This is a genomic window from Streptomyces sp. 3-6, assembly GCF_056323165.1.
Genome location: NZ_JBWHZP010000002.1, coordinates 365749 through 389190, shown reverse-complemented (window position 1 = coordinate 389190; position 23442 = coordinate 365749). Strand labels below are relative to the sequence as shown.

The window sequence follows — 23442 nt, the reverse complement described above, 5'->3', positions numbered from 1 at the left end:
ATGTCCGAGTCGCCGCTTCAGCAGACCGAGCACGAGATCCATACCTCGGCCGCGCCGGACGCCGTGTTCGCCGTGCTGGCCGACGTGCGGTCCTGGCCCGCCGTGTTCCCGCCCAGTGTCCACGTCGAACAGTTGGAGTGCGCGGACTCCAGCGAACGCATCCGCATCTGGGCCACTGCCAACGGCTCGCTTCGTACCTGGACGTCGCGGCGCGAGCTCGACGAGCGGGTCCGGCGCATCCGTTTCCGGCAGGAGACGTCCGCCCACCCCGTCGCAGCCATGGGCGGCGAATGGATCGTCGAGGAAGCCGGTGACGGCGGCACCCGCGTGCGGCTGACGCACGACTTCCGGGCCGTGGACGACGACCCGGAGACGATCGGCTGGATCCATCGGGCCGTGGACCGCAACAGCGAAGCGGAACTGGCGTCGCTGCGCACCGCGCTGGAAGGACCCGACGGCACCGCTCCGACGACCTTCGAGGACACCGTCGTCGTCCGTGGCAGTGCCGAGGACATCTACCGCTTCCTCCATCGCAGCGACCTCTGGGAGAAGCGGCTCTCCCACGTCGCGCGGATCGCGGTCAAGGAGGAGGAACCGGGCCTGCAGCACATGGAGATGGACACCCTCACCGCGGACGGCTCGGTACACACCACCGCGTCGGTGCGCGTGTGCTTCCCCGAACGCCGCCTCATCGTCTACAAGCAACTGCGCACGCCGCCGCTGCTGGCGCTCCATCTCGGCCGCTGGTCGGTCCGTCCCGCCGGCGACGGGGACGGGATCGCCGTCACGTCGGCCCACACCGTGTCCGTGGCCCGCTCGGCGATCCCCGGCATCCTAGGTGCGGGGGCGAATGAGACGGACGCCGTGGACTTCGTCCGCCGGGCCCTGGGCCGCAACAGTCTGCTGACCCTGGAAGCGGCCAGACGGTACGCCGAGTCCAGCGCCTGAGACGAGCGTCCCGACCCGTACGGAACCCCCGTCCCGACCCCCTCGGGCGGGGGCCTCCGTGTCCCCGGCAGGACACCACCCCGCAGGTCGCCCTCCGGCGAGCGAGGGCGACCTGTGCAGGTCCGACCGGGCCTCTCAGGTCACCGACAGCCCCCCGTCCACGGCGAGCACGGCACCGCTGGCGTACGCGGCTTCGGGATCGGCGAGCCGCACCACCCACCACGCGACGTCCTCGGGCCGGCCCACCCGGCCGAGCGGGACGCGTTGTCCCATGGCTTCCAGGAACCCGTCGTACGCCTCCTGGGACATCCCGGCCCGGACTCCCGCGCCCGTCTCGATCACTCCCGGGGCGACCCCGATCACGCGAATTCCGCGGGGGCCGAGTTCCACGGCCCAGGACCGCGTCAGCAGGTCCAGCCCGGCCTTGGCCGCTCCGTACACGGCGTTCCCCGGCCAGGCCCGCCGGCCCAGCGCGCCCGCCGAACCGATGTTCACGACCAGCCCGGAGGCGGTCTCCAGGGGGTCGAGCAGTGCTTGGGTCAGCAGCACGGGGGCCACGAGGTTCGTGGCCACCTGCGCCTCCACCGCGGTGCGGTCCAGCTCCCCCAGGTGCCCGAAGACGGCAGTGGCGGCATTGTTCACGAGCACGTCGACCACGCCGCCGAGCCGCTCGCGCACCTCCCGGACGACGGCCTGCGGCGCTGCGGGGTCGGTGATGTCCACGGCCAGCGTGTGCGCGTCCTTGTGCCCGTCGACCGTCTCGGCCAGCGGACCGGCGGTCCTACCCACGACGAGGACGCGGTCGCCCCGGGCGGCGAAAGCGCGGGCGACGGCTCGTCCGATGCCGGAGCCGCCGCCGGTCACGATCACGGATCGCTGTGTGTTCTCCATACGGCGAGGCTAGGCACCGCCGGTGGAAGGCGACTTGAGCGCCGGGCTCCGCTCCGGCCCGCCGGCCTGGTGCTCGGCGGTCAGCCGTTCCAGCACGGGCACGATGTCGTTCGGGCTCGGCGTTCCGACGATCTCGGCGCGCACGCGGCGTGCCCCGACGGCATAGGACGGATCGTCGAACAGGTCGAGGACGCGCTCACGCAGCAGTTCGGGCGAGACGTCCTTCGCGTCCACGTAACCGCCCGCACCGCTGCGGGCCAGGCCGTGTGCCTTCTCCATGGCGTCCCACATCATGTCGGGCACGATCAGCTGCGGCGTCGCGTGCGCCAGGGCCGTCATGAACGTGCCGGACCCGCCGTGATGGATGATGCCCGAGCAGGACGGCAGCAGGGCGTTCAACGGGACGAAGTCCACCGCCCGTACGTTCGCCGGCAGGGTGCCGAGTTCCTCGCGCAGTTCCCGCGACAGGGTGGCGACGACCTCCACGTCCAGGCCGTCCACGGCTGCCAGGACGTCGGAGGCGGCGACCGTACCGGCGCCCGTCGCCTCGCCGAGGGACACACCGAGCGTCAGGCACAGGCGCCGCGGGTGGCGGGGCGGCTCGCGCAGCCAGTCGGGAAGCAGGGAGGGCCCGTTGTACGGCACGTAGCGCACCGGCACGCAGGGCAGGTCCAGGGGAATGCGCATGGACGGTGGTGTGGGGTCGATCGTCCACTGCCCGAGCACCAGTTCCTCGCTCATGTCCCAGGCGCTGCCGCCGCACCGCTCCAGCGTCCAGGTGAGCCACTCGGCCAGCGGGTCGTCACGCAGCTCGGGCGGTTGCCGGTCGAGCAGGGCGCGGAACGCCGTCCTGTTCCGGCCCATCTGATCCGGGCCGAACAGCAGCCGGGCGTGCGCCGCGCCGCTGAGCCGGGCTGCCACCGGCCCGGCCAGGGTCAGCGGATCCCAGACCACGAGGTCCGGCCGCCAGTCGCGGGCGAGGCCGACGAGGTCGTCGACCATGGGTTCGGGGCACACGTTCTGGAAGACCATGGCGGTCATCGCGGTGAACATGCCGAGGGCGTGGTCCCACGGTAAGGGATCGTCACGGGTGTTGCTCATAGCGAGGCCGCCGAGGTTGCGGTCGTCCTCAAAGCTGGCGTTGGCCTCCCGGGTCTCCTCCTCGATGTTGAGGTCTTCTCCGATCCGCACGGCGGTGAGACCGGCCCGGACGATGTCGTCGAGGACGTCGGGCTGGCTGGCCACGAGCACCTCGTGCCCCGCGGTCCGCAGTGCCGACGCCAAGGTGACCTGGGCGTAGACGTGGGACCGCGCGGCCATGGTGGCGAACAGGACGCGCACGGGAACTCACCTCCGAGGCGGGGCGGACGGCACGGCCGAGCGGGTGACGGGCGTGCCCACGGACAGGCTGTGCAGGCAGGCGACCAGGGTGCGGGCCTGGACGTTGACGTAGTGGGAGTGACGCAGCAGCTCGACGAGTTGGTGGAGCGTCAGCCACCGGAACTCACCACCGTCCGGGATGTCATCGTCGGCTTCGACGATCATGTAAGTGTTCACCGCGTGGTGGAAGCGTCCTCCCTCCTCCGCGAGGTCGGTCGCGTAGCGCACGCGCTCGGGGGGCGCCTCCAGGACGGCGTCGAGGAAGCGGGGCCTGGCTCCGGCCGGCAGGGCGTGCAGACTGCCGGGGGTGCACTGCACGGTCGGCGCGATCTCCACCACGTCGACGTAGCCGGGCTCCACACGCGCGTGCGCCAGGGCGTGGAGAACCCCGTCGATCCGCCGGACCAGGAAGGCCGCGACCCCTCGGTCCTTGGGTTCGATCATCGGCTGACTCCAACCGGGCACCTCTCGCGAGGCGGCCGTCACATCCACGGCCATCACCTCCAGGAAGCGCCCGCTCTCGTGGGCGATCACGCCGTCCCGCTCGTACCAGTGCGGCAGCGAGTTCAGCCCTGTCGGGCGGGTGACCACATCGGTCCGGCTGCGCAGGTCGGCGATCCAGCTGACGATGTCCACCGTGCTGTGCAGGCTGCCCTCGGCCGCCGCGCACGATCGCACGAGGGAGTGGTGGAAACCGGCGTCCACCGGAGACCCGCCGCCGTCGGGCCGAGCGGGGACCACGGGGTGGCCGCCCCCGGGGCCGTCAGCTCCGGCGGGCTCCGCGTCGGCCAGCGGGTGCGCTCCCTCGCTCGCGAACGGCAGGCAGGCCAGCACCGTCCTGGCGTCCATGTTCACGAGGTTCTCGACCCCCAGCAGCCGGTGCAGCTGACCCAGCGTGAGCCAGTGGAAGTCCTCGCGCAGCGGGACCTCGTCGAACACCTGGACGATCATGTTGCGGTTGCGTTTGCGGTAGAACCAGGAGCCCTGTTCCGACTGGAGCACATCGGCGACCACCTGCCGTCCGGAGGTGTCGCGGAAGTGCTCCAGGTACGGGATGGTCTTGCCGCCGTGCACCCGCGTGTAGTTGCTCCGTGTGGCCTGGACCGTGGGGGAGAGCTGAAGTCCGCCGGGGTTGCCCGGCTCGAACTTGGCCTGGACGAGGCAGTGGAGGATCCCGCCGCGTTCCTTCACCAGGAAGCCCAGGATGCCCACTTCGGGCTGGTTCACGATCGGCTGGGACCAGCGTGGCACCGGGGCGCCCGGGATGTGCACGTCCAGTCCCTCGATGCTGAAGAACCTTCCGGTGTGATGGGAGATGGTCCCGGTGACCGGGTGGCGACTCCACCCCTTGAGGGCATCCAGCGGAATCCGCTCGGTGCGGTGCACCACCCGCGCCGAGCGCTCGGCGTACCACGCCCAGAACCGGTCCATGCCGCTGCCCAGGCCGTCCCGGGCGAGGACGGAGCGGGCGATCTGGACGGTCGTCGCGGCAGCACTGTGCCGGCGCACGGAAAGGGCCGGGAGAGCACGCATGGTCAATCCAGCCCGTCCCGGGTGACGGTGCGGTGCCTGACGCGCCACTCGCCCGCTTCTCGCACCAGGATGTCCGTGCACACCGTGCTGCGCCGGAACACCGGGTCACCGTCGGGCGGCGTCTCCAGCACCACCGCGTAGCTCCGGGCCGTGACCTCGTCGGGCTTGCCGTCGACGGTGAGCATGCCGATCCAGTGCCGCCGGGTAATCCCCTCGGCGGCGAACCGGTCCGTGGTCCGCCGTGCCGCACGCGCGATGTCCGCGACCCCGCGTACGGCCTCGCCGCCCACCGCGAAGACACCGTCGTGCACGAACGTGCGCGCCCAGTCCTCGGCCCTGCCGTCGTCCAGGAGTTGCATCTGACGGGCGTAGAACCGCTGTACCTGGAGGTAGATGCCGGGGTCCGCAGAATCCGCCGACTCTGTCGTCGGCGCGTCGTCCGCCGGAAGCGCGTCCATGGTTGCCCCTAGGGTCGTGTGATGGCCTCGGGTGGCCCGGTCCCGGTTTGATCGCGTGCGCCTGCCGGCCGGGCCGTGCCCAACCTGTTCCGCGCGTCTCGAGGCAGAACGGACAATCGCCGGTCCACCACCGCTCCAGTGCGACTGGACCTGCGGAACCGAGGGTGGTCGCCGCGGTCCTGACCGGGCCGTACATGTCGTGCAGCAACCGGTGCGGAGGAGCAGGGATGGCTGAGCTCAGCCTGGCGGAACTGCGGGAGATCATGCGGCAGAGCCTGGGAGAGGACGAGGTCCCCGACCTGGCGGACGCCGACACCGTGACCTTCGAGGATCTCGGGCTCGACTCCCTGGCCGTCCTGGAAACGGTCAACCACATCGAGCGGACCTATGGCGTGAAGCTGCCCGAGGAGGAACTGGCGGAGATCAGGACGCCTCACAGCATGCTGATTTTCGTCAACGAGAGGCTGCGAGCCGCGGTATGACGGCCCCCACCCCGCGCCACGGGACACCACACGGCGGCCTGTCGGGCCGGACGGTGCTGATCACCGGGGCCACGTCCGGCATCGGCCGGGCGGCGGCCCTCGCGATCGCCCGCCAGGGGGCCCGCGTCGTGCTCGTCGGCCGGGACCCCGAGCGTCTTCGGACCGTCACGAACGAGGTGGCCCGGACCGCCGGCCCGGCCCCGGACGCCTTCCGCGCGGACTTCGCCGAGCTGCGCCAGGTACGCGAGCTGGGAGAGCGGCTGCGGGACCGGTACATGCGCATCGATGTCATGGCCGGCAACGCCGGCGGCATGTTCTGGTCGCGCACCACGACCCAGGACGGGTTCGAGGCCACCCTCCAGGTCAATCATCTCGCGGGCTTCCTGCTGGCACGGCTGCTGCGGGAGCGGCTCGCGGGCGGGCGGTTGATCCTCACCTCGTCCGACGCGTACACCCAGGGCCGGATCGACCCGGACGATCTCAACGGCGACCGTCACCGCTACAGCGCGGGCCAGGCGTACGGCACGTCCAAACAGGCCAACATCATGACCGCCACGGAGGCCGCCCGGCGCTGGCCGGACGTGCTGACGGTCAGCTACCACCCCGGCGAGGTCCGCACCCGCATCGGGCGGGGCACAGTCGCCTCGACCTACTTCCGGTTCAACCCCTTCCTGCGGTCCGCGGCCAAGGGCGCCGACACTCTCGTGTGGCTGGCGGCCGCGCCGGCCGAGGAGTTGACCACGGGCGGCTACTACAGCGACCGGCGGCTGTCCCCGGTGAGCGGCCCGACCGCCGACGCCGGCCTCGCGGCCAAGCTCTGGGAGGCCAGCGCGGCCGCCGTCGGCGACACCGCGCGCTGACCGCGGCGGGCCTCCCCGCCCGCATGCCCGTCTCATCCGCGAGCGCAGACGCTCGTGTGCCGATCCGTCGAAAGGAACGATTCGTGACCAGGTTCGCGCCCGGCGCCCCCGCATGGTTCGACCTCGGGTCGCCCGATGTCGCCGCCTCGGCCGACTTCTACACCGGCCTCTTCGGCTGGACCGCGACCGTGGTCAGCGACCCGGGTGCCGGGGGATACACGACGTTCAGCTCCGACGGGAAGCTGGTCGCCGCGGTCGCCCGCCATCAGATCGACACGCCCTACCACCGTCCGTACGGGCCCGGCAACGACCAGCACGGCATGCCGGCCATCTGGACCGTGTACTTCGCCACCAACGACGCCGACGCACTGACCAAACGGGTCGAGACGGCGGGTGGCGACGTCATCATGACCCCGATGGACGTCCTCGGTCTCGGCCGGATGGCGGTCTTCGCCGACCCATCGGGGGCCGCGTTCGCGGTGTGGCGCAAGGGCGTCATGGAGGGCGCGGAGGTGACGGGCGTGCCCGGCTCGGTCGGCTGGGTGGAACTGGTGACCGACGACATCGGGACCGCCCGTGGCTTCTACCGTGCGACCCTCGGCCTGGCTCCGGCCGACACCGGACGCAAGGGCGTCACCGACCCGGTTTGGCACATCCATGACACACCGGTCGCCGGCACCCGGGAACTGGGCACGACCGGCGCGGTACGGCCCCACTGGGCCGTGCTGTTCTCCGTGCACGACTGCGACGCGACGGTCCGGCGGGCCGTCGAACTCGGCGGCTCCGTCGAGAACGAGCCCGTCGACACCCCCAGGGGGCGGCGGGCGGACCTGCTCGACCCGCACGGGGCCGGCTTCTCGGTGGTCGAACTGCGGGAGGCGTACCCCGCGGCGGCGGACGGTGCCTCATGAGCGGCGAGGCGCCGCGGGTGGCCGTCGACCCGTTCTCGTGTCCCATGATGACCATGCAGCGCAAACCCGAGGTGCACGACGCATTCCGAGAGGCGGGCCCCGTCGTCGAGGTGAACGCCCCCGCGGGCGGACCCGCCTGGGTCATCACCGATGACGCCCTCGCCCGCGAGGTGCTGGCCGATCCCCGGTTCGTGAAGGACCCCGATCTCGCGCCCACCGCCTGGCGGGGGGTGGACGACGGTCTCGACATCCCCGTTCCGGAGCTGCGTCCGTTCACGCTCATCGCCGTGGACGGTGAGGACCACCGGCGTCTGCGCCGCATCCACGCACCGGCGTTCAACCCGCGCCGGCTGGCCGAGCGGACGGATCGCATCGCCGCCATCGCCGACCGGCTGCTCACCGAACTCGCCGGCTCCTCCGACCGGTCGGGCGAACCGGCCGAGCTGATCGGCGGCTTCGCGTACCACTTCCCGCTGTTGGTCATCTGCGAACTGCTCGGCGTGCCGGTCACCGATCCGGCAATGGCCCGCGAGGCCGTCGGCGTGCTCAAGGCACTCGGCCTCGGCGGCCCGCAGAGCGCCGGCGGTGACGGCACGGACCCTGCCGGGGACGTGCCGGACACGTCGGCGCTGGAGAGCCTTCTCCTCGAAGCCGTGCACGCGGCCCGGCGGAAAGACACCCGGACCATGACCCGCGTGCTCTATGAACGCGCACAGGCAGAGTTCGGCTCGGTCTCCGACGACCAGCTCGTCTACATGATCACCGGACTCATCTTCGCCGGCCACGACACCACCGGCTCGTTCCTGGGCTTCCTGCTTGCGGAGGTCCTGGCGGGCCGTCTCGCGGCGGACGCCGACGGGGACGCCATCTCCCGGTTCGTGGAGGAGGCGCTGCGCCACCACCCGCCGGTGCCCTACACGTTGTGGAGGTTCGCTGCCACGGAGGTGGTCATCCGCGGTGTCCGGCTGCCCCGCGGAGCGCCGGTACTGGTGGACATCGAGGGCACCAACACCGACGGCCGCCATCACGACGCCCCGCACGCTTTCCACCCGGACCGCCCTTCGAGGCGGCGGCTCACCTTCGGCGACGGGCCGCACTACTGCATCGGGGAGCAGCTCGCCCAGCTGGAATCGCGCACGATGATCGGCGTACTGCGCAGCAGGTTCCCCCAAGCCCGACTGGCCGTGCCGTACGAGGAGTTGCGGTGGTGCAGGAAGGGGGCCCAGACAGCGCGGCTCACTGACCTGCCCGTCTGGCTGCGTTGATGGGCCGACCGCGACCCGGCACGGGACCGCCCACCGCCCATCGCGCGGTGGGCGGTCCCGTGCCGGTCGCCCGGTGCGGTCCTCTCCCGACGCTCGCTCCCCCTGTGACTTTCTCACATCGAGACGTGACGAAATAATCCCAGCAAGTGCCATGCACACTTTCATGGCGGACATTCACTTGCGAGGATGGAGTGAGCACACGGGGCCGCCCGAGACACCCTACGGCCGCCGGAAGTATGCCACCTGTTGACGCGAATGGAACGCCACAGAGGGAGCACCGGCAATGCAGATCAATATGTTGGGCCCGCTCGTTGCACATCACAATGGCACGTCGGTGACCCCGATAGCCAGAAAACCCCGGCAGGTATTCTCACTGCTCGCTCTTCAGGCAGGAACCGTCGTTCCGGTCCCCGCGCTGATGGAGGAGCTCTGGGGAACCCAGCCTCCGGCAAGCGCGCTGACCACTCTTCAGACCTACATCCTTCAAGTGCGCCGGGGCATCACCGTGGCCCTCGGCGCAAGTCACAACGGACCCGCCAAGGACATGCTGCGCACCTGCTACGGCGGCTACCTGCTCGACGTGGACCCCACCCACACCGACGTATACGCCTTCGAGCGTCTCGCCGAGGAGGGCAAGCGGGCGTGCGAGCGCGGGGAGCTGGAACCGGCCTCCGCACACTTCCGCCAGGCCCTCGACCTGTGGCGCGGAGACGCGCTGGTGGACGTGCACGCCGGCATGCGGATCGGCATGGAGGTGGCGCGTCTGGAGGAGAGTCGGCTCGGCGTCCTGGAGGCCCGGATGGAGACCGACCTGAGGCTGGGTCGGCACGCGGGCCTGCTGCCCGAGCTGTCGGCGCTCACCGCCCGCCACCCCATGCACGAGAACCTGTGGGCACAGTTCATGATCGCGCTCCATCGCTCGGGGCGGACGAGCCAGGCACTCGAGGCCTTCATCAAACTCCGCAGGACATTGGTGAACGAGCTGGGGGTGGAACCGTCCGCCCGTCTCCAGCACCTGCAGCACGCCATACTGCGGGCCGACCCCGGAATCGACCGAATCGGTCCGGACGTCCCGGCAGCCGTGTCCGCCGCACTTGCCTGACCGCGCCCCGACAAGGAGTCACGTGTCCACCCACGTCTGGCAATACCTCGATGAATACAGGGAAGAACGCGCCGACATTCTCGATGCGGTGGAAACCGTATTCGAGTCCGGCCAGCTCATCCTCGGGACCAGCGTGCGCTCTTTCGAGGAGGAGTTCGCCGCCTTTCACGGAGTGCCCTACTGCACCGGCGTCGACAACGGCACGAACGCACTGGTCCTCGGCCTGCGGGCGCTCGGCGTCGGCCAGGGCGATGAGGTCGTGACGGTCTCCAACACCGCGGCCCCCACTGTGGTGGCCATCGACGCCGTGGGCGCCACCCCCGTCTTCGTCGACGTGCACGAGGACAGCCAGCTCATGGACACCGGCCGGCTCCGGTCGGTGATCGGACCGCGCACCCGGTGTCTGCTGCCCGTCCATCTCTACGGACAAAGCGTGGACATGACGCCCGTGCTCGAGCTCGCCGCCGAACATGATCTGAAGGTGCTGGAGGACTGCGCCCAGGCCCACGGTGCCCGCCGCCACGGACAGTTGGTCGGCACTCAGGGTCATGCGGCGGCTTTCTCCTTCTACCCGACCAAGGTCCTCGGCGCCTACGGTGACGGCGGTGCCGTCGTCACGCCGGACGAGGAAGTCGACCGGCGGCTGCGACGGTTGCGCTACTACGGCATGGAGGAGCGCTACTACGTCGTGGAGACCCCCGGCCACAACAGCAGGCTCGACGAAGTGCAGGCCGAGATCCTGCGCCGGAAACTGCGCCGCCTCGAAACGTATGTCGAGGGCCGCCGAGCCGTCGCCCGACGCTACGAGGAGGGACTCGGTGACCTCGACGGTCTGGTGCTGCCCACGACCGCCGAGGGGAACGACCACGTCTATTACGTGTATGTGGTACGTCACCCCGAACGTGACCGCATCCTGGAGGCGCTCACCGCCTACGACATACATCTCAACATCAGCTACCCCTGGCCCGTCCACACCATGAGCGGATTCGCCCACCTCGGCTACGGCTCCGGCGACCTGCCGGTGACCGAACGGCTGGCCGGCGAGATCTTCTCCCTGCCGATGTATCCCTCGCTGCGTCCCGACGCTCAGGAGAAGGTGATCGACGCGGTGCGGGAGGTCGTCGGAAGCCTGTGAGCTAGGGGCTGTCGGACACCCCCTGGGCCGGGGCGCCGTGCGCGGTCCGCCACATGCTGTGGACGGAGTCCCGCAGGCCGATGCGCGGCGCCCAGGGCAGCAACCGCCGGGCCCGCCCGATGTCGAGCCGGGTCCAGTCGCCGCCCTTGCTCCGCACCGGTGCCGTCCGGCGGTCCACCCGGTCCTCCGGAAAAGCGGCGGCCTCCAGCAGCCAGCCGACCAGATCACCGATCGGCACGGCGTCCCCGCGCCCGATGTTGACGACCAGCCCGCCGACCGCCGCAGCCTGCCCGGCACGCACCACCGCCTGCGCGACGTCCCGCACGTCGACGAAGTCGCGTCGTGCGTCCGCGACGCTCAACTCCAGCCGCCCGCCCTGCGCGAGGGCTGTGCCGACACGGGTCATCAAGGCGGCCAGAAAACTCTCCTGCGGCGGATGTGGGCCCGACATGTTCGCCGCGCGCAGCACCACCGCGTCCAGGACACCGGCCCGCGCTGCGGTCAGGACGGCCGACGAAGTCTCCAGTTTGACCCGCGCGTACGGCGTGATCGGCTCCGGCAGCAGGTCCTCCCGCAACAAGGTACCGGCCGGTACGGGACCGTATTCGTGCACCGACCCCAGATGGACCAGCCGGGTCCGGAACGGGAGCAGCGCGAGCGCATCCACCAGGCGCCGCACCAGGCGCAGATGCGAGTACGTCATCTCCTCCTCAGTGTCGCCCCAGCCGCCCGCGGCGTTGACCACGACGTCCGTCGGGGGATCGCCCAACACCGTGGCGATCCGCCCGGGCGCAGCGGCCGCGAGGTCCAGCGCCGTGAACCCGCACCCGCTCAGAAACGGCGCCGGGCGGCGGGCCACCCCGTGCACGTCCCACCCGTGCGCCTGGTACGCAGCGCACACCTGCCGGCCGACGCTGCCCGTCGCCCCCAGAACCACGACCCGCATGTCTGCCTCACCCGTCTCCGCGTGGTCCGGCCGACGGCCACAGCTTCGCCTCGACCGCGCGGCACACGGCGTAGTCCGGAAGGGTCCCGTCGGCCCGTGCCTGTTCCAGGAGCGGCGCGGCCCGGTCCCGTCCGGACAGTACGGGCTCCAGATCGTCCGGCACGGGCAGTCCGAGGGCCTGGTCCAGCACGGACACGGCGAGTTCGTTGGCCTGCACGTACTCCCCGGACAGCATGTAGGACATGACGGTGTCGTCCTCCAGGGCCACGAAGGCGTGTCCCACCCCGACCGGGAAGTACACCGCACGGAACGCACACGGCTCCAGCTCGACGGCGTCCCACCGGCCGTACGTCGGGGAGCCGACCCGCACGTCGACGACAATGTCCAGCGACCTGCCACGAGCGCAGTACACGTACTTGGCCGAGCCCGGCGGCGTCACGGTGTAGTGCACGCCCCGCACCACCCCACGCCGGGACCGGCTGTGATTCGACTGCCTCACCGGGAAGAGCGGGTGGCCGACCGCGGCCGTGAACGCATCCTCCCGGAACGGTGAGACGAACAGCCCCCGCTCGTCAGGAAACACCTCCGGCTCGAACGTGTACGCCCCGCGCACCGCCAGCTCCCGCGCCTTCATCCGCGTCCTCCGGCTCCAGGGTTCCCGGTCCCCCATCGCTCGCTGCTCATCGGCCCAACGCCACTTCGCTCAGGTAGTCGACGCCGTCCGTGAAGTTGTAAGGATGCATGAATCCGCCTGCCCGGACGTCGCGGTACAAGCGAGCCAGCGGGTGGGAGTTGCTGTATCCTGCCCCGCCCACGAGCATCAGGCAGTCGTCCACCACTCCCACCGAGTGCCGGTTGACCAGCAACTTGGCGTACTGGAAGGGCGTCATCATGGCTCGGCCGCGGGCGGCGAGGTCGCCGCTCAGGTCGTTGGCGAGCCGGTCGGCGGTGGTCAGCGCGCTCGCCACCGCCGTGTGCAGCGCGAACAGGCGGGCGTCCATCTCCGCCACGGTGGTCCGTACCCCGGCCGGCGCCCCGCCGCGCCTGCGCAGTTCGGTGAGGGCGATGGTGCGAGCAGCCTCGGCGATGCCGACGTAGATGCCCAACATGGCGATCGAGCTGACCGTCTGGCCGGCGAGCGCAGCGTCGTCGCGGACGCCCGGCTCGCCGCGTGGCAGTACCCGGTCCCGGTCCACGGGACAGTTGTCGAAGACGATGTCCACACTGCCCGACGACCGCATGCCCATTCCGTCCCAGTTGTCCAGTACGCTCAGGCCCGGGGTGGTGCGCGCGACGACAGGTGCGGCCAGCCGGACCGGGGAGCCCTCTTCCTCCAGTCGGGTCGACACCACGTAGTGAGTGGCGATGCCGGCCATGCTGACCAGCGTCTTGCGGCCGTTCAAGCGGTAGGACCCGTCCGTCGCACGGGTCAGTACGGTGGTGCCGCGCACGTCCTTCACCGCTCCGCAGATCACCGCCTCGCCCGCACCCATCTGCCGGAGCAGGTCCTCCGCGAGCGGTCGCGTCGACGGTGCCCCGTGCCGCCACTCGAAGTCCAGGGTCAGGCCCCGACTGAACTGCATGTGCAGAGCCAGCGCCACGCCCGCGTCCCGGCCGGCGATCCTGGCCAGAGCCAGTGCGACGTCGTGCAACGAGTGAACGCCGAGCCCCCCGAGGTCCTCCGGGACGGTGGCCCCCAGTACGCCTTCCTTGCGCATCCGGTCGAAAAGGTGGACCGGCAGAGCGGCTTCGCGGTCGTTGGTGCGGCTCTCCGCCTCCAGGGTCGGCAGGTAACGCTCCAGAAGGTCGAGCAGCCGTCGCCCGGCCGGCGTTTTGGGGTCCCGGAGGCCGTTGTCAGCCAGGACGCCGGGGTGATCGTGCACAGATGGCTTCGTCATGACTCCTCGTACGGATCGCGGACAACTCCTGGGAGCAGGTTGCCGATCGGCCTTCGAGCGTCACTGGAGCGAAGGTCCCGGGCACGTGGTCCACCCGTGTTCCGCCACCGTTCGAGCAATGGCCGGTGTGCTGTGGTGGGCCGAGAGGAGCGGAGGCGACGACCATGCGGATCATCGACATCTCCAGCGCGGTGGACGCGTCGGGGTGGGAGCCCGACGAGGTACGGCACGAGGTGCTCAGCCCTCGGGAGGGCGCCGTCCACATGAGCGAGGAGATGCGGCGTCACTTCGGTGTCGCGTTCGACCCCGACGAGCTGCCCGACGGCGAGTTCCTGTCGCTGGACCGGCTCACGCTCACGTCCCACACCGGCACGCACATCGACGCTCCCTCCCACTACGGCTCACGGACGCACTACGGCGACGGCAGGCCGCGGAACATCGACGAGCTACCGCTCGACTGGTTCTACGGGCCAGGGCTGCTCCTCGACCTCACCGGTTGCGAGGGACCGACGGCCGGCGCCGGGGACCTGGAGAAGGAACTGGCCCGCATCGGCCGGGTGCCGGAGCCGGGCACCATCGTCCTGCTCCGCACCGGTGCCGCCGAGCGTGCCGGGAGCGAGCAGTACTTCACCGACTTCACCGGTCTGGACGGCCCCGCCGTCAACCTGCTGCTCGACCACGGCGTGCGGGTCATCGGGACCGACGCGTTCAGCCTGGACGCGCCGTTCGGCGCCGTCATCCGGCGGTACCGGGAGACAGGTGACCGGTCGGTGCTCTGGCCGGTTCATGTCACCGGCCGCCACCGGGAGTACTGCCAGATCGAGCGGCTGGGGAACCTGGCCGCGCTGCCGGGGTGCGACGGCTTCCAGGTCGCTTGTTTCCCCGTGAAGATCACCGGCGCGGGGGCCGGCTGGACCCGCGCGGTCGCCTTCGTCGACGAATGAACGTTCCGGGCGGTGGCCCCGGAGCGGCGGCCACCCAGCATCGAGAGGGATCATGGAGCCGAACGAATCGACATGTCGTATCTGCGGTGGCCGTGTACGGGAGTTCTTCGACTTCGGCCGCCAGCCGCTGTCCGACTACTTCCCGTCGGAGGAGGAGCTCGACAACGAGTTCTTCTTCCGGCTCGCGGTCGGGATGTGCGTCGCGTGCACCATGGTCCAGCTGCTGGAGGAGGTGCCCAGGGAACGCATGTTCCGCTACGACTACCCGTACCACTCCTCGGGGTCCGAGCGGATGCGTGAGCACTTCGCGGCGACCGCCCGTCGGCTGATCGGTACAGAACTGACCGGACCGGACTCGTTCTGCGTGGAGATCGGCAGCAACGACGGAGTGATGCTCCGCACGATGCGCGACGCCGGTGTCCGGCACCTCGGCGTAGAACCTTCCGGCGGTGTCGCCGACGCCTCCCGGGCCGAGGGCATCCACGTGCGGACGGCGTTCTTCGAGGAGTCCACCGCCCGCGAGATCGAGCGGGAACACGGGCCCGCGCACGTCATCTACGCTGCCAACACGATCTGCCACATCCCGTACCTCGACTCCGTTTTCCGCGGGGTCGACGCCCTCCTCGCGCCGGACGGCGTCTTCGTCTTCGAGGACCCCTACCTCGGCGACATCGTCGAGAAGAACACCTTCGACCAGATCTACGACGAGCACTTCTATCTGTTCACCGCCCGCTCGGTCAGCACCACGGCCCAGCGCTTCGGGTTCGAACTGGTCGATGTGGAGCGGCTCCCGGTGCACGGCGGCGAGGTCCGCTACACCATCGCCCGCGCGGGACGGCGGCAGCCGAGCTGCCGGGTCGGCGAGCTGATCGCCGAGGAGAGTCGCCGCGGACTCGCCGACCTGACGACGCTGGAGAAGTTCGGCGCCCAGGTCAAACGGGCCTGCTGGGACCTGGTGGCCCGTCTGCGCGAGCTGCGCGACCTCGGCTTCTACGTCGTCGGGTACGGGGCGACCGCCAAGAGCGCCACCGTACTCAACTACGCGGGGATCGGCCCCGATCTGCTGCCGTGCGTCTACGACACCACGCCGGCCAAGATCGGCCGTCGGCTGCCTGGGTCCCACATCCCCATTCGCTCCGCCGAGGAGTTCCGGGCGCCCTACCCCGACTATGCGCTGCTCTTCGCGTGGAACCACCTGGACGAAGTCCAGTGCCGGGAAGCAGAGTTCACGAAGCAGGGGGGTCGCTGGATCCTGTACGTCCCGGAGTTCCGGATCAGCTGATGCCGGGGGCGGAGCCGTCCCCGGACCTCCGGACAGAGAGGGCGTGCCGGAAGACGTCGTCCGGGTCCCAGCGCTCCTTGACCCGCTGAAGCGCGGCGTAGTTGTCCCGGAAGTAGAGATGGTGCCAGGGCACGCCACTGCGGTTGAGGTCCGGGTCGGTCAGGTCGGCGTCGGCGTAGTTCACGAAAGCGCCCCCGTAGCCGCGGCGCGGATCGGGCACTCCGCCGGCGTCACCGAAGAACTCCGCGTAGCACGCCCGAATCCAGTCCAGGTGGAGGGCGTCCTCCCGCTCGTCGAACCAGAACACCGACCAGTAGGTCTTGAGTACCGCGTCGCGGTGTGCCATGGCCGTGTCCGCCGGGCCGGGCCGGTTCACCTCACCCCCGTGCGAGAGCAGGTAGACCGTCGCGGCGGGGTTGTGGTAGTCGGCGGTGTCTGTGAGCCGCTGGTACACCATCCGGGCCTGCCGTTCGCTCCAGCCGGTGCGCAGGAAGGCCGCCTTGGACTTGAACCGGCCCTTCATCCCGGCGAATTCGTCAGGGACAAGCGTCGCGGCGAGCCACGGCAGCGTCGTCACCGACACCTCGGGGCGGGCGCCGACGCCTTGCGACACCTCACGGATGAACAGGTCGGTGAGCTCCTCCGCGTCGGGCCGCGTGGCATCGACTGCCGTCTCCAGCGTCAGAGGGCCGCCGCCCGTACGGGGCAGGGCGAGACTGTTGTCGAGCCGGGCTCCCGGATCACCGGGGGCCGCGTGCCGCTCGTGCCACGCCCCGAAGTTCCGTACGAGCGTGCAGAAGGCGGTCTCGTCGACGCTGTCCCAGTTCCAGCGCACCGTCTTGCGCAGCACTGAACCCGGCGGCCTGGGCAGCAGCCGGCCCGGGTCCGGGAGCCGGGACCCCGCGTCCGTGCCGGGGGAACGGAACAGATAGCGCGTGACCAGACCGAAGCTGCCGGCGCCCCCACCGGTGTGCGCCCACCACAGGTCACGGTGCGGGTCCGACGGTTCCCGCGTGGCCCGCACCAGCCGGGCCCGCCCGCCGGAGTCCACCACCACGACCTCGACTCCGTGGAGATGGTCGACCGACAGTCCGTACGTGCGGGACAACGCTCCGCCCCCGCCTCCCGCGATGTGGCCGCCGACCCCGACCTCGGGGCAGCGTCCGGCCGGGACGGTCACGCCCCACCCGAGGTACAGGCTCCGGTACATGGTGCCGAGGGTGGCTCCCGAGTCGACGGAGAACGCGTTCAGTTCCTCGTCGAAGTACACCGAACGCATCTCCGACACGTCGATCACCGTGGTGACAGCAGGGTCGTCCACGAGCGACTCGAAGCAGTGCCCCCCGCTGCGCACCGCCAGCCGGGGGCCGTCGCGCACGCTGTCCCGCACCGCCTGCACGGCCTGCTCCGCGGTGGCCACCACCCGGACGGTGTCGGGGTCGGGGGTGAAGCGGGCGTTGATGCCGCGACTGACCAGATCGGGATATCGGGGATCGTGCCGGCCGACGACGGAGGACGGCCGGACCTGTGTATGCGGTGCCGAGGGAACCTGTGGGTACCGGGCCACGGGAGACGCCCCTTCCAGGTGTCTGTCAAATCTCCGGGATGTGTCTCCGGGGACAGTAGGTGTGCCGCTCACACCCCTCAACGAAGCTCCAGCGCGGTGCGAGCGGCACTCCGGTACCTGTGGTCAGTGAGCGTTCTTGTTGCGGTACAGACGCATGGTCAGCGGTGCGAAGACGGCCACCAGTCCTGCCGACACGCACAGGACCAGACCCACGTCCCAGAAGCCGGCCGTGCCGTGCATGAGCTCCCGCGAGGCCGTCGCCGCGTGGCTCATCGGATTGGCGTCGACGATGGTCTGCATCCAGCCGGGCATCGTCTCCGGCATGACGAAGATGTTGCTCATGAACAACAGCGGATACAGCACGATCATGCTGGTCCCGGAGACCCGTTCGGGCTCGCTGGCAACCACGCCCAGGGCGGCGAAGATCCAGCTCACGCTGAACCCGAAGAGGATCAGTACCAGCATCGCGCCGACCACGCCGAGGAAACCGCCGTCGGGGCGGAAGCCCAGCAGCAGCCCGAGGGACACCGTGGTCGCCAGGGCGACGACGTACCGGAGCACGTCACCGAGGAGACTGCCCGCGAGCGTCGCCGGCTGCCAGAAGGGGAGTGTCCGGAAACGGTCGAACACGCCCTTGTGGATGTCCGTGTTGAGCGAGGTGCCGGTGTAGACCGTCATCATGACGACCGCCTGCACCGTGACGCCCGGGAGGTAGAACTGCAGGTACTCCTCGGTAGAGTCCGCGAACGCCCCGCCGAACAGGTACGTGAACATCAGCAGGAAGATCAGCGGCATCAGGACGATGTCGATCAGCTGCACCGGAAAATGCTTGAACGCCATCATCGCCCGCCACAGATGGGTCGTGGTGGCGGACACCGCCGTCGCGCGGGCCGGCCGTTCACCTGTGGACAGCACGGTCCTCAGCCGGTCGCTCACAGGGGTCGTGGATTCCATGGTGTCGGGGGACGTCGTCATGCCACCTTCTCCTCTTCGGCCGCTTCTTCCGCGGGCCGGTCAATCGCGGGCCGGCCGGTCAGCGCCAGGAAGACCTCGTCGAGGCTGGACTGGCCGAGGGAGAAACTGCGTACCTCCACCTGCGTGTGTGACAGCACGGCCAGGGCACGCATGCCCTGCCTGGGGTCGTCGATCCTCGCGCTCAGCGCCGTCGGATCGGAGTCTCGGTGGACCGCTACGCCCAGTTCCGCGCTCAGCAGCCGCTCCGCCTCGGCGCGCGACCGGGCGTCGTGCAGGCGCAGCCGCAGGACGTTGGACCCGAGCGAGGACTTCAGCTCTCCGGTGGTGCCCTCCGCGATCACCCGGCCGTGGTCGATGACCGCGATGCGGTCGGCCAGTTGGTCCGCCTCGTCGAGATACTGCGTCGTCAGCAGCACCGTCGTGCCGGCGTCCACCAGGGCCCGCACGATGTCCCAGACCTGGTTCCGGCTGCGCGGGTCGAGACCGGTGGTCGGTTCGTCCAGGAACAGCAGGTCGGGGGTGACGACGATGCTCGCGGCGATGTCGAGCCGACGTCGCATGCCACCGGAGTAGGTCTTCAGAAGCCGGTCGCGGGCGTCGCCCAGCCCGAAGCCGTCGATCAGCTCGGCGGCGCGCTCCCTGGCCCGGGCCCAGGAATAGCCCTGGAGCCGGCCCATCATGATGAGGTTCTCCGTACCGGTCAGGCCCTCGTCGACGGAGGCGTACTGGCCGGTCACACTGATTCTGCGCCGGACCGTATCGGGTTCCCTCGTCACGTCGTGACCGAAGACCCGGGCCGTACCGCCGTCCGGACGCAGCAGCGTCGCCAGCATGCGGATCGTGGTGGACTTGCCGGCGCCGTTCGGCCCAAGGATGCCGTAGACGAGACCGGCCGGGACGTCGAGGTCCAGGCCGTCCACCGCCCTCGTCCCGCTGTAGACCTTGACGAGGCCGGACGTTTCGATGGCCGATGTCGGCTGCGTGTTCACAGAACGCCCCCAGGAGTCGCACGGAGCGGACAAAGCGTGCACGGTAATTCATTTCGGTCGATCGGGTTCACGTTGAGTACCGTAGACCCCAATGAGGACACTTCATGGCCGCGATGGCCTCGTCCGCCGAGCCATTTTCCGTACGAGGCTCCACCGAGCCTCGTGACCCCTTCGAGTGGGGCGCCCGACGCTGGGGGTGCGGCGGCACGCGCCGCGAACCGGGAGGTTTGAGGTGGCCTTGACGACGTCGGATGTCGAAGTCCTCGTGGTGGGCGGCGGTCTCGGGGGGCTGTCCACCGCCCTGTTCCTCGCCCGCCGGGGGGTGCGGGTGCTGCTGGTGGAACGGCACGCCACCACCTCGGTCCTGCCCAAGGCGGCGGGCCAGAACCCGCGCACCATGGAACTGTTCCACTTCGGCGGCGTGGCCGACGAGATCCTGGCCACGGACGACATCCGCGGCGCTCAGGGCGACTTCACCATCAAGGTCGTGGAGCGCGTGGGCGGTCGCGTCCTGCACAGCTTCGCGGAGAGCTTCGAGGAACTGGTGGGCGCGACGGAACAGTGCACGCCCATGCCCTGGGCGCTCGCTCCCCAGGACCGGGTGGAGCCCGTCCTGGTGGCCCACGCCGCCAAGCACGGCGCGGAGATCCGGTTCGCCACCGAACTGACCTCTTTCCAGACGGGCGACGACGGTGTCACGGCACGCCTGCGCGACCTGGGCACGGGAGCGGAAAGCACCGTGCGAGCCCGCTACCTGGTCGCCGCCGACGGACCCCGCAGCGCGATCCGGGAGAATCTGGGCATCACCCGGCACGGTCAGGGGACCCTGGCCCGCTTCGTGGGCGTCATCTTCGAGGCCGACCTCACTGCCGTCGTACCGCCCGGGTCCACCGGCTGGTACTACCTCCAGCACCCGGACTTCACCGGCACATTCGGGCCCACCGACCGGCCCAACCGGCATACCTTCTACGTCCGCTACGACCCGGAACGTGGTGAGAGGCCCGAGGACTACAGTCCGCAGCGCTGCACCGAGCTGATCCGGCTGGCTGTCGACGCGCCTGGGCTCGTCCCGGACATCCTCGACATCCAGGTTTGGGACATGGCCGCGTACATCGCTGACCGGTGGCGCGAAGGGCCGGTGCTGCTGGTCGGCGATGCCGCCAAGGTCACCCCGCCCACCGGGGGCATGGGCGGCAACACCGCCATCGGTGACGGGTTCGACGTGGCCTGGAAGCTGGCCGCCGTGCTGCGCGGCGAGGCGGGCGAGCGGCTCCTCGACAGCTACGGAACGGAGCGGTCGCTCGTGGCCCGCCTCGTCGTCGACGAGTCACTCGCCATCTACGCCCAGCGCATGGCCCCCCACCTGCTCGGCAGTGTTCCCGAGGAACGCGGTACGGCCCAGGTCGTCATGGGCTTCCGCTACCGCTCCGACGCCGTTGCCGCCGAGAACGACGACCCCGAGCCGACCGAGGACCCGCGACGCCCCTCCGGGCGCCCCGGCTTCCGCGCACCCCACGTCTGGATCGAGCAGGACGGGACACGGCGTTCCACCGTCGAGTTGTTCGGCGATAGCTGGGTGCTCCTGGCCGCGCCGGAGGGCGACGCCTGGGGCCGGGCGGCTGCCCGCGTCGCCGGGGATCTGGGCGTCCGCCTCGACGTCCACCTCGTCGGCCGCGATGTCACCGCCCCCTCCGGGGAACTGACGCGGACCTATGGGATCGGCCGGGCCGGAGCCGGCTTGGTGCGCCCGGACGGTGTGGTCGCCTGGCGTACAGCGGCAGCACCGGGAGCAGAGGCACAGGACCAGCTGAACACCCTGCTCACCCGGCTGCTGGCCCGCTGACCGGAGTGTCCCGCGCCGACGGCGCCGTCACCATGCGACCCGCACCCGGCGCCGCGGCGCGGGCCAGACGCCCCGACAACTCCTGCAAATAATCGATCAGTTCGGGCGGTTCGTGCACCTCGAACTCGACGCCGAACATCCCGATGGTGAGCGCCAGCCACTCCAGCGAATCGGCGGCCGAACGCAGCCGGCACGTCCGGTGATCGACCGCCGTGAGGATTCCGTCGCGCGGGCGGATCCGCTCCGCCACCACCTCGACCGGTGCGTGCAGGGTGACCAGCGCCCGGAATCGGGCCAGCGAGGAGGTGATCGACTGCGCCACGTAGGCCGCCGCGTCCTCGGCAGGCAACTCGCGCTGCTGGAAACGCACCCCCGTCAACAGCAGCGATTCCATGCGGTCCACGCGGAAGGTGCGCCAGTCCTGCCGTCCCATGTCATAGGACAGCACGTACCACTTCCGGTTCACATGGACCAGACGGTACGGCTCCACCAGACGGCTGCTCGTCTCCCCGTCGCGCTTGCGATAGGTAAATCTCAGCCGCTGCTGGTCACGGCACGCCTGAGCCACCGACGCGAGACACTCGGGGCTCACGGTCGGGGTCACCGTGAACATCGGAACCGTGTACGCCTGAAGGGCGTTGACCCGGCTCCGCAGCCGCTTGGGCAGCACCTGCTCCAGCTTGGCCAGCGCGCGGATCGAGGTGTTCTCGATGTCCGCCACGCTTCCCCCCGCGGCCGTTCGCAACCCGACCGCGATGGCGACCGCCTCGTCGTCGTCGAGGAGCAGTGGCGGGAGACTGGCGCCCGCCTCCAGACGGTAGCCCCCGCCGACGCCCGGTATGGCCTGAACCGGATATCCGAGATCCCGCAATCGCTCCACGTCCCGACGCAGTGTTCGCGGACTGACGCCGAGCCGCTTCGCCAGCTCGCGTCCTGGCCAGTCCCGGCTGTTCTGCAGGAGGGACAGCAGACGGAGCATGCGGGATGGCGTCTCGGTCATGTTTCCAGGGTGACACGAATCGCGGTCAAGCCATGGCCTCGATTCCCGTCATTCTTCCTCCGGGCCTCACAGGCGCCCGTAGCAACTCCCTGAATCACGTCTTATAGTCGTACGCAAGATCGGTTTGCGGAGACCACGCCAGTTTCTTGCCGAGAAGACGGGGGAGTCGATGAGCAGCACTCGGTCGCGGGCCTTTGCTGGGAACTCGCCTGCCCGTTTACTCCCGGGAGAGTCCGCCGGGGCCTTGCCGAACAGACAGCACAAACGGGGAGGGTACCTGAGAGGGCGGGCCGGTCCCTCGAGGACCGATCGCTGCGCCCCCGGCCGCAGAATCCGCTCATGGCGATTCGGTCATGGTGGCCGAAATGACATAGCGGAGGGGCGAATTCGCATCGACGGGGGAAGGGAATTTCATGACCATCAGAGTCGTGATAGCTGAACAACTGGAAATGGTGCGTGCCGCCATGGTTCTCCTGGTGGAACGTGAACCGGACATCAAAGTCATCGCTTCCGCAGGCGTCGGCAGTGAGTTGATCCGGACCGCTCTGGAGTACAGCCCCGACGTGACGGTCATCGACGTCGACACGCACGAGCAGGAGGGGCTTCTCTCCGCGTTGGCGATTCAGGAGCATCTCCCGGACTGCCGCACACTGCTCACCGCGAGTTTCGCCCGGCTGGCCACAGTCCGCCAGTCGCTGGCATCCGGCCTCGGCGGCCTGGTGCTGAAGAACGCCCCGCCGGCGCACCTCAGCGATGCCATACGCAGCGTCCACGAGGGCCGCCGCGTCTTCGACACCGAACTCACCCTCGCCGCCTGGGGCAACACCGGATGTCCACTCACGGAGCGGGAGATGGAGATACTCCAGCTCGCCGCCGCGGGGGACGACGTCAACGAGATCGCGGTCAAGCTGTCGCTGTCCCCCGGGACGGTCCGCAACTACCTGGCGACGGCCGTCCGGAAGATGGACGCGCGCAACCGGCTCGACGCGGTACGCATCGCCAGTAGGTCCGGCTGGATCTGAACCACCGACAA

The 23442-nt window shown here is 70.0% G+C and carries 22 protein-coding genes; 11 read left to right on the top strand and 11 right to left on the bottom strand.

Annotation, left to right across the window (positions count from 1 at the left end; genetic code table 11):
• Positions 1–948 (top strand): aromatase/cyclase, encoded by a 948-nt coding sequence (locus AC02VZ_RS05850; RefSeq protein WP_432054873.1) that lies wholly within the window; start codon positions 1–3, stop codon positions 946–948.
• 135 nt (positions 949–1083) lie between these two features.
• On the opposite strand, the gene AC02VZ_RS05845 is transcribed toward AC02VZ_RS05850, so the two are convergent.
• Genes AC02VZ_RS05845 through AC02VZ_RS05830 form a run of 4 tightly spaced genes read right to left on the bottom strand, consistent with a single transcriptional unit; the run spans position 1084 to position 5210 of the window.
• Entirely contained in the window at positions 1084–1839 is a 756-nt protein-coding gene (locus AC02VZ_RS05845) for an SDR family NAD(P)-dependent oxidoreductase (RefSeq protein WP_432054874.1), read from the bottom strand.
• 9 nt (positions 1840–1848) lie between these two features.
• Positions 1849–3180 (bottom strand): activator-dependent family glycosyltransferase, encoded by a 1332-nt coding sequence (locus tag AC02VZ_RS05840; protein WP_432054875.1) that lies wholly within the window; start codon positions 3178–3180, stop codon positions 1849–1851.
• A gap of 6 nt (positions 3181–3186) precedes the next feature.
• A complete protein-coding gene (locus AC02VZ_RS05835) occupies positions 3187–4752 on the bottom strand; it encodes an NDP-hexose 2,3-dehydratase family protein (protein WP_432054876.1) in 1566 nt (521 codons plus the stop codon).
• A 2-nt stretch (positions 4753–4754) separates the two neighbouring features.
• Positions 4755–5210, bottom strand: a complete 456-nt coding sequence (locus AC02VZ_RS05830) for a nuclear transport factor 2 family protein (RefSeq protein ID WP_432054877.1) — start codon at positions 5208–5210, stop codon at positions 4755–4757.
• 227 nt (positions 5211–5437) lie between these two features.
• On the opposite strand from AC02VZ_RS05830, the gene AC02VZ_RS05825 reads away from it, so the two are divergent.
• The 6 genes from AC02VZ_RS05825 (at position 5438) to AC02VZ_RS05800 (ending at position 10965) form a co-directional block, all read left to right on the top strand.
• Positions 5438–5692: an acyl carrier protein gene (locus AC02VZ_RS05825; RefSeq protein ID WP_432054878.1), complete on the top strand. Its 255-nt coding sequence runs from the start codon at positions 5438–5440 to the stop codon at positions 5690–5692.
• Positions 5689–6552, top strand: coding sequence for an SDR family NAD(P)-dependent oxidoreductase (locus tag AC02VZ_RS05820; protein ID WP_432054879.1), 864 nt, complete (start codon positions 5689–5691; stop codon positions 6550–6552). The genes AC02VZ_RS05825 and AC02VZ_RS05820 overlap by 4 nt, the downstream gene beginning before the upstream one ends.
• Before the next feature lie 83 nt (positions 6553–6635).
• Complete coding sequence (locus AC02VZ_RS05815) at positions 6636–7463, top strand: VOC family protein (RefSeq protein ID WP_432054880.1); 828 nt, start codon at positions 6636–6638, stop codon at positions 7461–7463.
• Entirely contained in the window at positions 7460–8728 is a 1269-nt protein-coding gene (locus AC02VZ_RS05810; protein WP_432054881.1) for a cytochrome P450, read from the top strand. The genes AC02VZ_RS05815 and AC02VZ_RS05810 overlap by 4 nt, the downstream gene beginning before the upstream one ends.
• A gap of 418 nt (positions 8729–9146) precedes the next feature.
• Positions 9147–9830, top strand: coding sequence for an AfsR/SARP family transcriptional regulator (locus AC02VZ_RS05805; RefSeq protein ID WP_432054882.1), 684 nt, complete (start codon positions 9147–9149; stop codon positions 9828–9830).
• A gap of 22 nt (positions 9831–9852) precedes the next feature.
• The gene (locus tag AC02VZ_RS05800) at positions 9853–10965 is read left to right on the top strand and encodes a DegT/DnrJ/EryC1/StrS family aminotransferase (protein ID WP_432054883.1); all 1113 of its coding nucleotides are present in this window, start codon (positions 9853–9855) and stop codon (positions 10963–10965) included.
• A 1-nt stretch (position 10966) separates the two neighbouring features.
• Here the strand turns inward: AC02VZ_RS05800 and AC02VZ_RS05795 are convergent, their stop codons facing one another.
• Genes AC02VZ_RS05795 through dnmZ form a run of 3 tightly spaced genes read right to left on the bottom strand, consistent with a single transcriptional unit; the run spans position 10967 to position 13809 of the window.
• Entirely contained in the window at positions 10967–11911 is a 945-nt protein-coding gene (locus AC02VZ_RS05795; RefSeq protein ID WP_432054884.1) for an NAD-dependent epimerase/dehydratase family protein, read from the bottom strand.
• A gap of 7 nt (positions 11912–11918) precedes the next feature.
• On the bottom strand, positions 11919–12545 hold the full coding sequence (locus AC02VZ_RS05790) for a dTDP-4-dehydrorhamnose 3,5-epimerase family protein (protein ID WP_432054885.1): 627 nt from the start codon (positions 12543–12545) through the stop codon (positions 11919–11921).
• Between the two features lie 46 nt (positions 12546–12591).
• Positions 12592–13809, bottom strand: a complete 1218-nt coding sequence (gene dnmZ / locus AC02VZ_RS05785) for an amino sugar nitrososynthase DnmZ (protein ID WP_432054886.1) — start codon at positions 13807–13809, stop codon at positions 12592–12594.
• A gap of 164 nt (positions 13810–13973) precedes the next feature.
• On the opposite strand from dnmZ, the gene AC02VZ_RS05780 reads away from it, so the two are divergent.
• Complete coding sequence (locus AC02VZ_RS05780; protein WP_432054887.1) at positions 13974–14753, top strand: cyclase family protein; 780 nt, start codon at positions 13974–13976, stop codon at positions 14751–14753.
• A gap of 52 nt (positions 14754–14805) precedes the next feature.
• Entirely contained in the window at positions 14806–16035 is a 1230-nt protein-coding gene (locus AC02VZ_RS05775) for a methyltransferase domain-containing protein (RefSeq protein WP_432054888.1), read from the top strand.
• Here the strand turns inward: AC02VZ_RS05775 and AC02VZ_RS05770 are convergent.
• The 3 genes from AC02VZ_RS05770 to drrA all read right to left on the bottom strand — a co-directional run bounded on the left by AC02VZ_RS05770 (position 16028) and on the right by drrA (position 19566).
• On the bottom strand, positions 16028–17602 hold the full coding sequence (locus tag AC02VZ_RS05770) for an FAD-binding oxidoreductase (protein WP_476474704.1): 1575 nt from the start codon (positions 17600–17602) through the stop codon (positions 16028–16030). The genes AC02VZ_RS05775 and AC02VZ_RS05770 overlap by 8 nt on opposite strands.
• Before the next feature lie 123 nt (positions 17603–17725).
• Entirely contained in the window at positions 17726–18577 is an 852-nt protein-coding gene (gene drrB, locus AC02VZ_RS05765) for a daunorubicin/doxorubicin ABC transporter permease DrrB (protein ID WP_432054890.1), read from the bottom strand.
• A complete protein-coding gene (gene drrA, locus AC02VZ_RS05760) occupies positions 18574–19566 on the bottom strand; it encodes a daunorubicin/doxorubicin transporter ATP-binding protein DrrA (protein WP_432054891.1) in 993 nt (330 codons plus the stop codon). Before drrA ends, drrB begins: the two co-directional genes overlap by 4 nt.
• A 232-nt stretch (positions 19567–19798) precedes the next feature.
• Between drrA and rdmE the strand changes: the two genes are divergently transcribed.
• Positions 19799–21409 carry an aklavinone 12-hydroxylase RdmE gene (gene rdmE, locus AC02VZ_RS05755; RefSeq protein WP_432054892.1) on the top strand — a complete coding sequence of 537 codons (1611 nt, stop codon included), beginning with the start codon at positions 19799–19801 and terminating at the stop codon, positions 21407–21409.
• Here the strand turns inward: rdmE and AC02VZ_RS05750 are convergent.
• Complete coding sequence (locus AC02VZ_RS05750) at positions 21387–22409, bottom strand: helix-turn-helix transcriptional regulator (protein WP_432054894.1); 1023 nt, start codon at positions 22407–22409, stop codon at positions 21387–21389. The genes rdmE and AC02VZ_RS05750 overlap by 23 nt on opposite strands.
• A gap of 413 nt (positions 22410–22822) precedes the next feature.
• Between AC02VZ_RS05750 and AC02VZ_RS05745 the strand changes: the two genes are divergently transcribed.
• Positions 22823–23431 carry a response regulator transcription factor gene (locus AC02VZ_RS05745; protein ID WP_432054895.1) on the top strand — a complete coding sequence of 203 codons (609 nt, stop codon included), beginning with the start codon at positions 22823–22825 and terminating at the stop codon, positions 23429–23431.
• The last annotated feature ends 11 nt before the right edge of the window (positions 23432–23442 follow it).